General features: G+C 40.0%; 11 protein-coding genes. 10 read left to right on the top strand and 1 reads right to left on the bottom strand.

The window, feature by feature from the left end; genetic code table 11:
- The first annotated feature begins 145 nt into the window (after window positions 1–145).
- The 10 genes from BN3656_RS13030 (at window position 146) to BN3656_RS12985 (ending at window position 14764) form a co-directional block, all read left to right on the top strand.
- The gene (locus tag BN3656_RS13030) at window positions 146–2191 is read left to right on the top strand and encodes a helicase (RefSeq protein WP_347461139.1); all 2046 of its coding nucleotides are present in this window, start codon (window positions 146–148) and stop codon (window positions 2189–2191) included.
- A gap of 124 nt (window positions 2192–2315) precedes the next feature.
- Window positions 2316–2510: a hypothetical protein gene (locus BN3656_RS13025; RefSeq protein WP_066548939.1), complete on the top strand. Its 195-nt coding sequence runs from the start codon at window positions 2316–2318 to the stop codon at window positions 2508–2510.
- Entirely contained in the window at window positions 2494–3105 is a 612-nt protein-coding gene (locus BN3656_RS13020; RefSeq protein ID WP_066548935.1) for a GNAT family acetyltransferase, read from the top strand. The genes BN3656_RS13025 and BN3656_RS13020 overlap by 17 nt, the downstream gene beginning before the upstream one ends.
- 143 nt (window positions 3106–3248) lie before the next feature.
- Window positions 3249–7112, top strand: coding sequence for a YodL domain-containing protein (locus BN3656_RS13015; protein ID WP_066548933.1), 3864 nt, complete (start codon window positions 3249–3251; stop codon window positions 7110–7112).
- 3 nt (window positions 7113–7115) lie between these two features.
- Window positions 7116–7322, top strand: coding sequence for a transposon-transfer assisting family protein (locus BN3656_RS13010; RefSeq protein WP_066548932.1), 207 nt, complete (start codon window positions 7116–7118; stop codon window positions 7320–7322).
- Window positions 7323–7509: 187 nt separating this feature from the next.
- Window positions 7510–9621: a penicillin-binding transpeptidase domain-containing protein gene (locus BN3656_RS13005; RefSeq protein ID WP_066548927.1), complete on the top strand. Its 2112-nt coding sequence runs from the start codon at window positions 7510–7512 to the stop codon at window positions 9619–9621.
- A complete protein-coding gene (locus tag BN3656_RS13000) occupies window positions 9569–10810 on the top strand; it encodes a DUF6070 family protein (RefSeq protein ID WP_066548926.1) in 1242 nt (413 codons plus the stop codon). Before BN3656_RS13005 ends, BN3656_RS13000 begins: the two co-directional genes overlap by 53 nt.
- A complete protein-coding gene (locus BN3656_RS12995; RefSeq protein WP_066548925.1) occupies window positions 10810–12087 on the top strand; it encodes a DUF6070 family protein in 1278 nt (425 codons plus the stop codon). The genes BN3656_RS13000 and BN3656_RS12995 overlap by 1 nt, the downstream gene beginning before the upstream one ends.
- Window positions 12088–12105: 18 nt before the next feature.
- Window positions 12106–13371 (top strand): DUF6070 family protein, encoded by a 1266-nt coding sequence (locus tag BN3656_RS12990; protein WP_066548924.1) that lies wholly within the window; start codon window positions 12106–12108, stop codon window positions 13369–13371.
- A gap of 151 nt (window positions 13372–13522) precedes the next feature.
- Window positions 13523–14764 carry an IS256 family transposase gene (locus tag BN3656_RS12985; protein WP_066548922.1) on the top strand — a complete coding sequence of 414 codons (1242 nt, stop codon included), beginning with the start codon at window positions 13523–13525 and terminating at the stop codon, window positions 14762–14764.
- A gap of 273 nt (window positions 14765–15037) precedes the next feature.
- On the opposite strand, the gene BN3656_RS12980 is transcribed toward BN3656_RS12985, so the two are convergent.
- On the bottom strand, window positions 15038–16015 hold the full coding sequence (locus BN3656_RS12980) for a penicillin-binding transpeptidase domain-containing protein (RefSeq protein WP_002593573.1): 978 nt from the start codon (window positions 16013–16015) through the stop codon (window positions 15038–15040).
- Between the last annotated feature and the right edge of the window lie 17 nt (window positions 16016–16032).

The raw sequence follows: 16032 nt of genomic DNA, 5'->3' as shown, positions 1-16032 counted from the left end.
TCTGATGGTAGGCCGGGTGCGCTGAAAGGTGCACGCCCGGCGTGAGACGGGGGAAAATCCGGAGGAAACGAATGTGCGGCTTCGCCGCACATCACGTTCAAAGGATTACCTATCGTCATTGTTTCTTTATACCAAGATGCGTAATGTGGCGGGAATCGCACAGTCGGAGGCACAGAAGTCCTCTGATATGTTTGCAAAGTGTCAGTATTTAGATGAGTTGACGGGCGGTAAGGGCGTGACCTTTGCGACAGGTACACCGATTTCGAACAGTATGACGGAGCTTTACACCAATATGCGTTACCTTCAGTATGGTACGCTTCAAAAGCTGGGGTTGGGACATTTTGACAGTTGGGCATCCTCTTTCGGAGAAACGCAGACAGCCATAGAGCTTGCACCTGAGGGAACCGGATACCGGGCAAAGACGAGGTTTGCAAAGTTTTTTAATCTCCCGGAACTGATTGCACTCTTTAAAGAGAGTGCGGACATTCAGACACCGGATATGCTAAATCTTCCTGTGCCGGAAGCAGAGTATGAAAATGTGGTGCTAAAGCCAAGTGAATACCAGCAGGACATGGTGGCATCTTTGGCAGAAAGGGCAGAAGCCGTGCGTGACAGACAGGTACAGCCTTATGAGGACAATATGCTAAAGATTACCAATGACGGAAGAAAGCTGGCATTAGACCAGAGGCTTATCAATGATATGCTGCCGGATGATGAAAATTCAAAGGCAAGCACCTGTGTGGAAAAGGCATTTGAAATATGGGAGCAGACAAAGGAGCAGAAATCAACGCAGCTTATTTTCTGTGACCTGTCAACACCGAAAGGAGATGGTACATTTAATGTTTATGAGGACATCCGAAACAAGCTGATAGAAAAAGGTGTCCCACCGGAAGAAATCGCATTTATACATGAAGCAAATACGGAGCTTAGGAAAGCGGAGCTGTTCGGAAAAGTAAGAAGCGGACAGGTCCGTTTTTTGCTTGGTTCCACACAGAAGATGGGAGCCGGAACCAATGTGCAGGACAGACTTATCGCACTGCACCACCTTGATGTGCCTTGGCGTCCTTCTGACATTGAACAGCAGGAGGGGCGTATTTTACGACAGGGCAATCTTAATCCCAAGGTAAAGATTTTCCGCTATGTGACAGAAGGAACCTTTGACAGTTATTCGTGGCAGCTCATTGAGAACAAGCAGAAATTCATCGGTCAGATCATGACAAGTAAATCACCGGTACGTTCCTGTGAGGATGTGGATGAGGCGGCACTTACTTATGCGGAGGTCAAGGCTCTGGCAACAGGAAATCCTTACATTAAGGAAAAGATGGACCTCGATATTCAGGTTTCAAAACTGAAACTTATGAAAGCAAACCATACCAGTCAGAAATACCGACTGGAGGACAACATTGCAAAGCATTATCCTCAGCAGATCACGATTTTAAAGGAGCGTATCAGCGGGATGCAGGCGGACATTCAGACTGCAAAAGCAAATCTTCCGGTGGACAAAGAGCAGTTTTCCATGAAAGTGGGGGATAAGCTCTATACGGATAAGAAAGAAGCCGGAACAGCCCTTGTGGAGATGTGCAAAGAAATAAAAACAGTCAATGCCCCTGCGGTCATTGGCGAATATGCAGGTTTTAAGATGGCAGTATCCTTTGATGCATTCAACCACAAATTTGTGATGAACCTGAAAGGTCAGCTTTCACACAATCTGGAAGTCGGTTCAGACCCACTCGGCAATATCTCCCGTATCAACCATGCACTGGAGTCCATGCCAAAGCAACTCATGGAAGCACAGACAAAACTTGAAACGGTGGAGCATCAGCTTGAAACCGCAAAGGTGGAAGTAACCAAGCCTTTTGCACAGGAAGCGGAGCTTGCGGAGAAGTTAGAGCGTCTGTCGGCATTAAATGCCCTGCTTAACATGGATGAAAAGGGCAATGATGGGATTGATATGGATGATGAGCCGGAAGCTCCAAAGAGTGAAAAAGAGGTTGCAGACCGTCCGGCGAAGAATATTCCGATTGCAGAGAAAGCAGTGGGTACAGAGCAGGATAAGGGCATCAGGCAGTATGCAGATGCACCTGCAGAAAGAGTGTCTCTGAAGGCGAAGTTGGAGGTGATGAAAGCAAAGGTTGCAGGAGCTGAAAAGCCGGGCAAACAGATGGACAAAGGAAAAGAGGTGACTATATAACTGAAAAGCATACTACAAAAAATTCACAAAAATTTTGTTGCAAAAGCTGGGATAACATCATAAAATATAGTTGAAGAAGTATGAATAAGAGAAGATAAGCCACACTAATAAAGGAGGTGTTTTTATGGCAACTTCAAGTATCACTAAGAATTTTATCATATCCGGTCAGAAACAGGTGGAGATGTTTGCCGATGCGATTGAAGCATCTGCCAACGACAGAACACCTCGTGTACCAATCAATGTTACCTACTTACAGGGAGCAGATGATATCATAAAATTCATGGAGAAAAGGAAGAAAACGGATGCAGCCAGCAAATAATTTTATTGTGCTGAACATTCGTGAGTATTTAGCTAGTGAAGACAAAAGGCTCGGAGAGGACAAATTAGTACAGCTCCTTTCCGAGTTTTCATGTCCATTGAATCCGGATGTTGAGCGTTTCCTAAAGCAACAGGCAATCGAATTTGCAAAGAAACATCAGGCAGTTACATATCTGGTATTATCATTGGAAGATGCAGAGTTATTGGGTTATTTTTCTATTACAATCAAGCCACTTGTTGTAAAGGCTGAGCCTTTCAGCAATACAGTTAAGAGAAAACTTGCAAGGTTTAGTGAGATAGATAAAAATGAGCAGACTTATAATTTAGCTGCTTATCTGATTGCCCAGCTTGGAAAGAATTTTAATGACAAGGTAAAGGAAAGAATAACAGGGCAGGAGTTATTAGAAGCTGCTATCAGACAGACACAGATTTTGCAATATCAGGCTGGAGGTATGGTGGCATTTGTGGAAGCAGATAACAAGGAAAAACTGCTTTCTTTTTATGAAAACTATGGTTTTAAGCGTTTTGATACAAGACAGACAATATCAGATGTAGCAGAGCCACATGAACTTATTCAGTTATTGCGATTACTTTAATATCAATTTTTTGGTAACAATTTAATAGTAACCGGAAAGGTGTATGGAAAAAGAGAAATCAAGTCCATACACCTTTTTTATTTTGGGATACCGTCTTGTGAATTTGCAGGGCGGTATTTTTGCGTTTGAAAAGGAGAAAAATTATGGCAGACGAAAGAACAGAAAAACAAAAAGTACAGGAAATTACAGACAAGCTGGAGGAAGGATTAAAGGAACTTTTTGAGAGTGAAAAGTACAAGACTTATCTTTCCACCATGTCAAAATTTCATAATTACAGCTTTAACAACACTTTACTTATCGCCATGCAAAAGCCGGAAGCAACACTTGTAGCCGGATATAAGGCATGGCAGAAGAATTTTGAAAGACACGTTAACAAAGGAGAAAAGGCAATCCGTATTCTTGCCCCTGCACCTTACAAAATTAAAGAGGAACGGGATAAATTAGACCCTGTCACAGGAGAAATGATGTTTGATGAAAACGGTATGCCTCAAAAGGAACAGGTAGAGGTCACGATTCCAGCATTTCGTGCCGTGTCTGTATTTGATGTATCGCAGACAGACGGAAAGCCAATTCCGGAACTGGAAGCACAGGAACTTTTATCAACAGTGGAGGGATATGAGGACTTTGTGCAGGCACTTATGAATGTTGCCCCGGTTCCTATTGGTTTTGAGGATATTCCCAGCGATTCCAAAGGATATTTCCATACCGAGGAAAAGCGGATTGCAGTGCAGGAGAATATGAGTGAGAGCCAGACATTAAAGACAATGGTGCATGAAGTAGCTCATTCCATGCTGCATAATAAGGAAATCAATCGGGATGATTTGATAGAAGAACCTGCAAAGGACAGAAATACAAAAGAAGTAGAAGCAGAAAGCGTTGCCTATACGGTATGCCAGCATTTTGGCATAGATACCTCGGATTATTCCTTTGGTTATATTGCAGGGTGGAGTAGTGGTAAGGATATGAAGGAACTGAAATCTTCCCTAGATACTATACGAAAGACGGCATCGGAACTTATTACAGGAATTGAGGGAGCATTAAGGGAATTGCAACTAAATCGTGAGATGGAACAGGAACAGAGTAAAGAGTGTATCCTGCTGATACAGAATGAAGATCTGACGGAGTTCAGCCTTGTCAATGTTCGTGGAATGGATAAGCAGGAACTTGTGGCTACTTTATCTAACATGAGTGAGGATGATAAACTCAGCATACAGGCATACTTGGAAAGTAAAGGTGCATGGACTACAGAGCTTGGCAATGAGAAATCAAGAGAATTTGAGGAGTATCATCTTGATGTTCGTTACAATCTTGATACAGATGAGATTATTGATGTGAAAGCAAAAATTGCAGAGCAGATTGACAGTAATCTTTCGGTTATGGAACAGGCAGAGCAGCTTATCAATCAGTTGGAAGCGGAGAAAACCATATTTACATCAGATGAGCGTAACTTGATTGTAAATTATGCTTATAAGCTCGATGATATGAATAAGACAAGGGATCTTGCAGAAAAACTGGCATATCAGCTTGAGTATGCACAGCAGGATGTGGGTCTGACTATCATAGATGCACAGACAGAGATTGAATCACTTCCAGACTTGATGATTGGTTTGTCTGAAATGCGTGAGTACGGTTATACATGGAATGAAATGCTGCCACTGACGCAGGAGAAAGCATTGGAATTATTTGTTCACGATTTGCCCGTGTATCTGTTACACAATGATGGTTCGGAAACCACGGTAGAAGATAGAAAACAGATTACGGAGCATGATGGAATTTTTGGCATTGAAAAAGGTGATTGGGAAAATGAAAGAAAACTTCGTTCCATGCAGGCTGAACTTTCGGACAATCAAATAAATAAAGAAGCACAGCTTTTGTACGGCAGCTCTGACAAGTACGGTATTTATCAATTGAAGCATAATCCGGAGTTGAATCATCTGCGATTTGAGGGTACAGAGTCTTTAAAGCGTATGGGTATTACGAAGGACAATTTTGATGCAATCAAACCGGAAAACTATGAATTAATTTATGTAGGAGAGCTGTCTGAACTGCAAGAGCAGACACAGGGCGAAACACTGGAAGTAATCTATGAGAAATTCAATATAGATCACCCGGAAGATTACAGAGGGCATTCCCTGTCTGTCAGTGATATTGTGATCCTGCATCAGAATGGGGGAAAGAGTGCCCATTTTGTGGATTCCTTTGGATTTACCCGACTTCCTGATTTTATGCAGACTTTGGAGGGAGTAAAAGAGCAGGAAGAGAAGATAGACACCTCTGGACACGATGTCCAGAAGTCAGAGCCAGAGAAACAGGAGAAGGAAACTTCGGACAACACGTTGGAAGATGGGGATGAAATCATTGACCTTGGTGATGAAAAGGAACAGGTGCTTGCAGATATGAAAAAGTCCTTGGAGATTGGGGAAGAAACCGAACTTGCCTTTCAGATTGCAGACCGCTATATCAGTATCCAAGAGGTGGATGGAGGCTATGATTATTCCATTATGGGAGCTGATTATAAGGAGATTGACGGTGGAGTTTATGACAATCCGGATGTGACAATCAGGGAAGCACTGACTGACATCATAAATGATTTGAAAGCTGCTCCAGACCATAACGGGGCAAAAGGGAATATTAAGAACGATGATGAATTGATACCCATTGATTATGATGGATTGATGGAAAAGGTTGAGGAAGCCAATGAAGTTGTACAAAAAAATCAAGAGAGCAACATCATAACGGATTTTAGAGCAAAGACCAATGAACTGTTTCATGACATTAGTGAAATGAATCCGGCAGAAATTGAGGAAACCGTAAAATGCCATGTGCAGGCAAAGATTGATGAGTATGGTATAGATGCCACAATTGTTGATGCTGTTATCATAGGAAGCAGATGCCGAGGTTTGGAACGAGACAGCTCTGATCTTGATGTTGTGGTGGAGTTTTCCACGAATGAAAAAGAGGATGATTTATACAATGCCTTTAATGAGGATGGATTACATATTGGTGATGTAAAAGTTGATATCAACCCGATTACTGCCCAACATACCGGAAAATTGGAGAACTATCTGCCACAGGCTGAGTCGTATCTGGAAAGCATCCGGCAGGAAAGAGAGCAGGAATTGAGTCAACAGATGCGGGCTCATGTTGAAGCAGAAAAAGATGAAGTAGAAGTAACGTTAATGGTATCTGAGTGTAGCGAATTTCACAATATGGGTGAGTTTTATGAGAATATTCCCACAGTAGAAGAAGCAATCGCCATCTGGAAGCAGATACCACCGGAGCGGATGCATGGCATTCATGCAATCGGTATCAATGTTCACAGACCGGGCGAAGAAAGCTATATGGATGATGAAGTTGACCTGTTATCAGGCAACCGGATTGATTTGGAGATATTAGAGCATATTCCAAGCATAACCTGTGAACCGAAGGCTATGGAAGTCATTGCAGAACTTGTGGCAAAACTGCCTGAAATGGATATAGATGGAGTTATGTCTGAAGATATGGAAGCAATGGTGTGGGAGAAGCGTATGCCGGATTTAGAACCTGCAGAACAGCTTGCTGTGGAAATTGACCGTTTCAGCCATGATTATGATATTTATTCCTACCGCAACAACAACCCAAATATGACGGAAAGCGTGTCAGAGATTTCCAAGATGATAGTTCAAGGGAATACGGAGCCTATTACAGACTGGTTGAACGAGGTTATTTCCGAGGGAGCTTTGCCGGACGAAATGCAAAGGGCAAAAGTATTGCTGGAAAAATTGGCTGAATACAAGCCTCTTGCCAAGATTGAAGAAATGGAAGAACAAAATTATAACATGATTGACAATGTGCTGAATAATGGTGCAGAGAAAGCACAGAGGGAAGCAAACAAAAAGGATCAGGAACAACCTGCGGTAAAAGTTTCCTTAAAAGCTCGATTGGCTGAGAAAAAAGCACAGATAGCTGGTTCTGGACAGGAACATGAAGTACAGGAAAATACAAAGAAAAATCAGAGGGAGATATAAGCGATGAATGATAAATTTACAGTAGAAGAAGTCAATTTAATCTGCATTTTTGAGTGTAAAAGCAGGACAAAGGTTATAAGTGATATTAAAAAAGCAATTAAGCATTTGGATGATAGTGAAATGGTAGAATTGTCAAATCGGGTAGTTGCCAAGTTGAATAATATGACAGATAAAGAATTCGCAGTGATGGAGTTTGTAGTAACGGAATAGAAATAGTTTTGCTGGCAGAGCATGGAAATGCATGTGTTTTGCCAGCATAAATTATATTAGCTTGACACAAAAATATTACGGGTGTAATATTTAACACGAGAGAATTTTTTTTAGTTTAAAATCTTACAAGTGTAATATTAAAGGCGAGTAGGAAATATATTTTGTAAAGAACGGAGGTTAGACAAAGGTGAAGCGTAGAGTAAGAAGGAAAAAGAAACAAAGAACGACAATTTGTTTGACGGTATTTGTGTTGGGAATAACGTTTATTGGAGCTATTGTATGTATTGGCATTTTGTATAGAAAGCAAAATACATTGGTTTCTCCAGAAGAACTTTTAGTTGAATATATGAATCATATTCCAAAGCAGGAGTATGAAGAAATGTATGCGATGTTAAATATTGAAGCATCAAGAAATATAAGTCAGGATGTTTTTGTAAAGCGAAATTCGGCTATTTATGAAGGTATTGAAGTGGACAATATGGAGATTGAAGTTACAGCATATGATGAGGAACGAAAAGCAGTAACTTATCAAACTTCTTTTGATACGGTAGCAGGTAATATCAGTTTTGAGAATGAGGCAATTTTTCTGAAGGGGGAAGATGGATATGAGTTGGTATGGGACGATTCACTGATCTTTCCAGAATTAGGTTCAACAGACAAGGTAAAGATTTCTACCACGCAGGCAAATCGAGGGGATATTTTGGATAGAAATGGGCGGGTTCTTGCCGGAAAAGGCGTTGCATCTTCGGTTGGAATTGTACCGGGAAAATTGGAAGATAGAGATGAAGCTATTCAGCAAATAGCAGAGTTGTTGGAAATTGAACCAGAAGTGATTGAAAAGAAACTGTCTGCAAAGTGGGTAAAAGAAGATTCCTTTGTACCAATTAAAACGATTCCTAAAGTGGCAGAAATTGAGTTAATGAAAATCGAGCCGGATGAAGAGGTGTTGAAAGAGAATGAAAGACAAAAAAAATTGCTTGAAATTCCGGGAGTGATGATATCTGACACTGAGGTGCGAGAGTATCCATTAGGTGAGGCAGCTGCGCATTTAGTAGGTTATGTACAGAGTGTTACCGCAGAAGATTTAGAGAACCATGCGGGAGAGGGATATACAGCCAATAGCGTAATGGGTAAAAGCGGAATGGAAGGTTTATTTGAAAAAGAACTGAAAGGACAAAACGGCTGCGACATTTATATTGTAGATTCTGATGGGAACAAGAAAGCGGAACTTGCGAGCATATTTGTACAGGATGGAAAGGACATACAACTAACTATAGATGCTGAACTTCAGAGGTCATTATATGAGCAGTTTAAAGAAGATAAAAGTTGTTCTGTAGCAATGAACCCGTATACAGGAGAAGTTTTGGCTTTGGTCAGTACACCGTCCTATGATAATAATGATTTCATCATGGGGTTATCTAATGAACAGTGGACTGCACTGAACGAGGACGAGAATAAGCCGATGTATAATCGCTTTCGACAGGTATGGTGTCCTGGATCGACTTTCAAACCGATAATTGCAGCAATTGGGTTGGAATCAGAAGCAATTGATCCGATGGAGGACTATGGAAATGAGGGGTTAAGTTGGCAAAAAGATTCTTCATGGGGTTCTTATTGTGTGACTACACTTCATACATATGAACCTGTCATTTTAGAGAATGCATTAATTTATTCAGATAATATTTATTTTGCAAAAGCTGCATTAAAAATTGGTACAGAAGAGATGGAAAGCTCATTGACGGAACTGGGATTTAATGAAGAGATTCCATTTGATATTAAGATGGCAAAATCACAATACTCTAATACAGAAAACATTGAAACGGAAATACAATTAGCAGACAGTGGTTATGGACAAGGACAGGTTTTGGTAAATCCTTTACATATGGCATGTATCTATTCTGCTTTCTGTAATGAGGGAAATATTATAAAACCTTATCTGGTATATCAGGCTGAAGCGACTGTTACGTTTTGGATGCCGAGAGCATTTTCTAAGGAAACAGCAAACCAAGTATTAGAAGGCACAAAAAAAGTTGTGAATGATTCTCATGGAACCGGATATGCAGCTCATCGTGATGATGTTGTTTTGGCAGGAAAAACTGGTACCGCAGAGATTAAGGCATCGAAGGATGATACTTCAGGTACGGAACTGGGATGGTTTGCTATCTATTCGACGGAGGAAACAGTGGAACATCCTATATTGATTATCAGCATGGTTGAAGATGTAAAAGGAAGAGGAGGAAGCGGCTATGTCGTTAAAAAGGACAGTGCAGTATTGGAGGATTGGTTTCATAGCAATTAGTATTATGATGTTGCTTAGCGTTTCTGGGTGTAGTGATACACATTTGGAAGATGAGCAAGTAGTAGAAAGTGAAATTGCAGTACAAGATCAACAACAAAATGTGAAGGACAATGAAGATGAGATTATAGAAATATGTTCGCAGCTGTATAAAAAAGCTTCAGAGGAGAATAAAATAGCAGATTTAGAAACGGTTCGTATTATTGTAAATCAGTTTGGAGAAAATGGGTATCCGGCTGTTGACAGCAGAAATCAGATTGATATGACTGAGGCAGAGCAGGTAGAACGGTTCTGTGAAATGGTGGATACGCAGGAAGAGGCTGAAATAACAATTATTGAGGTCAGTTACTTGGGCGGATTTGTAAAATATGATTTGGAAACAAAAGACGGAAATGTGGATGTGGTCAGAAGCTATTATAAGTACGAAAACGGAAACATGAAACGAGAGGTGACAGGAAGTTATCAGGCGGAGTATTGGAATTATACAGAAGACGGTTATCTTATGTTTTCAGGAGTTTGGTTTTCGGAAGAATTATATGTACTGACATTGAGCGGAGCGGAGGAGCATACCGCATTACGGGTACAGCCTTTGGATGAAACATACAGAGAGTTGAGTCGGAAGTATCTTCTTCCAATCGGCTTTGAACAGAATAATATGTTCATTGTAGATTGGAGTGAGGATGATTTTGGGGATTTGAATTTCTATGATATGTATGATCTTCTTTATCCAAAAGTAAATGGGACATACACCCCTTATGTTGCAGATGATAATTTAGGAGTTGGTGCTGTTTATCGAATTCCCAAGGATGACTTTGAAAGCGTTATCATGGCATATTTCAATATCGATAGTGAAACATTACAGTCCAAAACTATCTATTATGCAGAGGATGAAACCTATGAATATAAACCGAGAGGATTTGAGGAAGTAGAGTATCCGGAATACCCATATTCAGAGGTAGTTGGATTTACAGAAAACAGCGATGGAACACTTACATTGACAGCCAACGTGGTGTTCCCTTATGCGGATAATTCCAAAGTATTTGCCCACGAGGTTGTAGTTCGTCCTTTAGAGAATGGAGGAGTACAGTATGTGTCTAACCGAATTATACCATCCGAGGATAATTGTGAGGAAACATGGCATACACCTCGCCTGACAGCGAAGGAATGGGATGAAATATATGGAGGTAAATGATGGAAGATGTGAAATGGATGTTTAGAAAGTGCGAATTTCCAATTTTGATATTCTTGTTTGTTGTTATAGTTGGTACGGTCTGTTGGGAAAAATTGAAAACGGAGAAACCTCAAAGTGTAGCAGAGGAAGTATGGGAACCTCCTGTAGAAATCGAGAACAGCGAAGAGGTATCGGTAGAGGAAACAGATACGGAATCTTCTATGGAGTCTGTATATTGGTTCGTGCCTCAATCTGAGGAGTGCTTAGTTACAGATGAGGAAAAGAAAGAATTACAAAGTATGGTATTATCAGCAGCCGAATCAGTCAGTGAAATATATGTGGATATAGTAATTTCAGATGCACCAAACTATTCTTCTGGTATTAGTGACTTCACTAGCGAACAGCGAAAAGTTGTTGTAGAACACTTGGGCAGTAAAGGATTGGTGAGTGTAGAAGAAGATACCAATATGCAGAATTATGAAAAAATAGAGACATTCTATGCTGAATATTTGGATGGTCATGATTCAATGGTAACAGTATTTGATGTACATAGAGATGGGTTGTTGGGTGCAGTAACTTTTATCTATCGTAAAAATAAATTGCAGACTTATTACATAGGAGTGCGATGGAAAGAAGGTGGGGTGCCGGAGATACAGGGTACTTCCGTTAGTGATGTGGCGGAGATCAAACTGACAGAAAAGGGTTATTTTATCTATGCGTATGAAGAAGTAATGGCTCATGCAGGTTTACGGGAGTATTGGAGAATAAAACCACTTTCAGATAAATGCAGAGAACTTACGAAAAAGTACATATCAGGATTAAGCTATGTGAATTATAATATGCTTGTTGTAAACTGGGATAGCAGCAATGTGGAAGACATATTGATGCCCTGCATGTTTGAAGATATCTATCGTATTTATACGGGCGAAAATTTGAAAACGCAAGACTGGAGAATTCCGGCAGAAGAATATGAGAAGATTATGACCACCTATTTCCCAGTGTCCGTAGAACAGCTAAGAGAGCATTGTGGATATGATGAGGGAAGCAACAGTTACGAATATGAAATGATTTATGCCAGTCCATATCCACCATTTGGAGAAGTTATTGATTATACAGAAAACTCTGATGGGACGATTACACTGATCGTAGACGGAGTATGGGCGGATTATAATTCAGATTGTGCGTTTACGAATCAAATAGTAGTCCAGCCATTTGAGGATGGAACTTTCAGGTATCTATCCAATTCTATTGAACAAAAGGAATTGGATTTGCCACCAATAGCAAGGACATATCCATGATGTGCCCTAAACGAAAGGATGATGTTCATGAAAAAATGTAGTTTGTTAATTATGATACTGCTGATTGGTTGCTTATTGTGTGCTTGCGAAAAGCATGATGTGGCATCAGATAGACAATTTGCAGAAGGTAAAGAAGAAGTTGCTTCTGCGGAAGAGGCAAAGAGTGAGAAGCAAGAAGCCGCAGAACAGTGGGAAAAGGGCTATGACCTTCCAGTAGATGAGCAGGAAAGGGAAGAAGCTGAGAGTGACTGTAAAAAAGTGATGGGGCTTATTTCTGATATTTATCATCGTGCAGATAAGGGAGATGCCTCCAATGTTGTTCTAAATGACGAAACGATTCATGAGATGCAGGACAGGATAAAAGAAAAAGGATATCCGGTTACAGCAATGGAAACGTATTCAAATATGGAAAATTACGAAAAAGTTGATAATTTTCTTAAGGAGTGTCTGAAAGGAAAAAGTGGATCAGTAGTAGTTTACGAACTTCATTCCGATGGTGGTATTGGGAGAGATAAATTTATTTTTGATGGGGAAAATATGTATCTAATGGGTGCAAGTGCTACATGGAATATGAAAGATGCTCCTGGACTGTCCTATATTTCCTATACCAGAATAAAAGAGTGGAAATATACGGATAAAGGATGGTTTTGTTATGAATTATGTGTTCCAGAACCACCGGAAGTTACGGAGATTGTTGATGGAAGTTGTTTGGTAAGAATAAAACCATTGACTAAGGAACAAAGGGAAATGTCAGAAAAATGCGTACAAGGTCTGGGGTATCAGGGAAATAATCTTTTATGCTCGAATTGGGATACCGACCATATGGAAAAACTGGACTATAATGGAATATATGAATATCTGTATGCCATGAAACATCAGAAAGCGTTTGATGCCGAGGATTATCCAAATGGAATACCAAAAGAAGAATTTGAGAGTTTGATCATGGAATATCTTCCGGTAACAGCAGAGCAAATTCAGGAATATGCGGTATTTGATGAAAAAAATCAGACTTATGTATGGGTACGACTAGGCTGCCTTAACTATGCACCAACTTTTTTTGGAACTTCGTTGCCGGAGGTTATTGATATCAAAGAAAATGAGGATGGAACAGTGACATTAACGGTGGATGCGGTGTGTGATATGGTCATTTGTGATGATGCAGTCATAACCCATGAACTTACAGTAAAGTTTGCTGATGATGGTAGCTTTCAATATTTGGGGAATAAAATCCTTGATGATGGAATTAAGGAGATACCAGCCTATCAGTACCGAATTAAAGAATGATTGATAATATTGGTGGAGTGAGGTGTTTTTATGAGAAAGTTTGTTAGAACGTATTCTCCATTTTTAGTGAGCCTATGAAACTTTTTCTGTAAAATAACCTAAGTAAGGTCCTTCTATGATACAATAAATATCATTAGGAGGGCCTTTTACTATGGCAAAACAAAAGAAACCAGTTCACAGAGTTGAAATGACTGAAGGAAAAAGGAACATCATCCGCCAGCTTCTCGAAGAATACGATATCGAGACCGCAGAAGATATCCAGGATGCACTCAAAGATCTTCTGGGCGGCACCATTAAAGAAATGATGGAGGCTGAAATGGATGACCATCTTGGATATGAGAAATCCCAGCGTTCTGACAATGACGATTATCGTAACGGTTATAAACGCAAGCAGGTAAACAGTCGATATGGCTCTATGGAAATCGAGGTCCCACAGGATCGGAAATCGACCTTTGAACCACAGGTGGTGAAAAAGCGTCAGAAAGATATTTCTGATATTGATCAGAAGATCATCTCTATGTATGCCAAAGGAATGACCACTCGCCAGATCTCGGAAACGATTGAAGATATCTATGGTTTTGAAACATCAGAAAGTTTCATATCCGATGTGACGGATAAGATACTTCCTCAGATTGAAGATTGGCAGAACCGCCCATTGGATGAGGTATATCCAATCCTTTACATCGATGCGATCCACTATTCTGTGCGGGATAATGGAGTCATTCGTAAGCTTGCAGCCTATGTTATTCTTGGCATTAATGCGGAGGGGAAAAAGGAAGTCCTGACGATTACGATTGGTGACAATGAAAGTGCGAAATACTGGCTGTCAGTCCTGAACGAACTGAAAAATCGCGGAGTAAAAGATATCCTGATCATCTGTGCCGATGGCCTTACAGGCATTAAAGAAGCGATTTCAGCTGCGTTTCCCAAAACAGAATACCAGAGGTGTATTGTCCATCAGGTAAGAAACACCCTGAAATACGTTCCGGACAAGGACAGAAAAGCCTTTGCTGCAGATTTAAAAACCATCTATCAGGCCGCTGATGAGCAGAAGGCTCTGGCTACCTTGGAACGTGTAACTGAAAAATGGACTCCGAAATACCCGAATTCCATGAAACGCTGGAAAGACAACTGGGATGCTGTTTCTCCAATTTTTAAATTTTCAACCACTGTCCGGAAGGTCATTTATACAACCAATGCGATCGAATCACTGAACTCCACATACCGGAAGCTGAACCGTCAGAGAAGCGTATTTCCAAGCGATACCGCCCTGTTAAAGGCCTTGTATCTGGCTACTTTTGAGGCTACGAAAAAATGGACTACCACCATCCGTGATTGGGCTCAGGTTTATGGAGAACTGAGCATTATGTACGAGGGACGCTTACCCGAGTAAGCAAAAGAAGGGTTAAGAAGACAGGCGGGAAACCGCCTGCTCTTGACATGCCCGTAAGCAACTGTTATATATAAAACAAGAACGACAAGCCTGATTCACAAGCTTATCGCTCTTAATTATCATAGAAGAATCTTATTTACAGAGATTTTCTCATACTCTCAAAGCACAGTATTATTTCTAGCAGTAGTGCAAATTTATTGCATTGCCATTGGTGTGCAATTTTGGCATAAACTCGTGTAGACACTATCTAGTTAACTATATTTCATTTTGTATTTATTGTAATGTTATTTGAACCAAATCGATTGCTATTTCTTTTGCCAATGTGCTGGATACATTCATACCATCAGTTCTTCCAAGACGCACACAAAAATACACATCTCCTGTTTTACTTTCCGCAACCCCTGTAAACCAAGCGTCAACAACAATACCATCGACTTTTCCCATTCCGGTTTTTCCATATATAGAAATGTCAGTACTATCAACCTCTGATAAAAGCATAACTTGCTTTAATGTATTCTGTGTTTCTTCTGAATAATTCGATTCTTTTCCAAAGATATGCTCCATTACTTCCACTTGTTCTTTGGGTGAAATCATTAAAGAAGATTCAATCCAAAAGCCCGTCAAAGCTCTATTACTATTATTTGTATTTAATCGTCCCTCCCAATCAGAAATATCACAATTACCATATTGGAGCTTATCTAATTCCTTCTGCATTAAATCTTCTCCAATATCATCAATGACCTGTCTGAAATACCATACACAAGAAGTACGAAAAGCTTCTTGAAAATCAATATCTTTATTCCAATCTTCATTCCAAAATATTTCACCACTCCATGTTTTAGTAGAGTTTTCCGTTTCAATAATTCCGTTTTCTAAGGCAATCAAAGAAGAAATAATTTTAAATGTCGAACATGGTGAACTTCTTGTAATTGCAAGATCACGATTATAAATTGTATATTTTTTATTGGATGCATCATATATAACTGCTGTTCCATTCAATCCATTAAAATACTCTGACCAGTCTACCTCTACTATTTCTGGTATTTTCTCTGTGCTTTCATCGGAAAATTCCATACTTTTTTCCATAGAAGTTCTGTTTACTCCATTTTCCAGTGTTTCTTGATTTTCTTTTTGGTTTTCAACCAAGCTTTTTTCCTCTACAGTATACTTACTACCACAGCCAGTTAAAATAATTGCACATATACATGCTGTAAATATCATTTTCAAATAAAATTTATTCTTTGTTATCATTATTATCTTTTCTCCTG

The sequence above is a fragment of the Clostridium sp. AT4 genome (assembly GCF_001517625.2).
Taxonomy (GTDB): Bacteria; Bacillota; Clostridia; order Lachnospirales; family Lachnospiraceae; genus Enterocloster.
The sequence above is the reverse complement of the archived record's forward strand: the minus strand, read 5'-3'. Positions and strand labels throughout refer to the sequence as shown.

Bases quoted from the DNA above. Each gene is read 5' to 3' on its own strand.
- BN3656_RS12990 (WP_066548924.1), top strand. From the start codon at position 12,106: ATGATGTTCATGAAAAAATGTAGTTTGTTAATTATGATACTGCTGATT.
- BN3656_RS13010 (WP_066548932.1), top strand. From the start codon at position 7,116: ATGAATGATAAATTTACAGTAGAAGAAGTCAATTTAATCTGCATTTTT.
- BN3656_RS13015 (WP_066548933.1), top strand. From the start codon at position 3,249: ATGGCAGACGAAAGAACAGAAAAACAAAAAGTACAGGAAATTACAGAC.
- BN3656_RS13020 (WP_066548935.1), top strand. From the start codon at position 2,494: ATGCAGCCAGCAAATAATTTTATTGTGCTGAACATTCGTGAGTATTTA.
- BN3656_RS12985 (WP_066548922.1), top strand. From the start codon at position 13,523: ATGGCAAAACAAAAGAAACCAGTTCACAGAGTTGAAATGACTGAAGGA.
- BN3656_RS12995 (WP_066548925.1), top strand. From the start codon at position 10,810: ATGGAAGATGTGAAATGGATGTTTAGAAAGTGCGAATTTCCAATTTTG.
- BN3656_RS13000 (WP_066548926.1), top strand. From the start codon at position 9,569: ATGTCGTTAAAAAGGACAGTGCAGTATTGGAGGATTGGTTTCATAGCA.
- BN3656_RS13025 (WP_066548939.1), top strand. From the start codon at position 2,316: ATGGCAACTTCAAGTATCACTAAGAATTTTATCATATCCGGTCAGAAA.
- BN3656_RS12980 (WP_002593573.1), bottom strand. From the start codon at position 16,015: ATGATAACAAAGAATAAATTTTATTTGAAAATGATATTTACAGCATGT.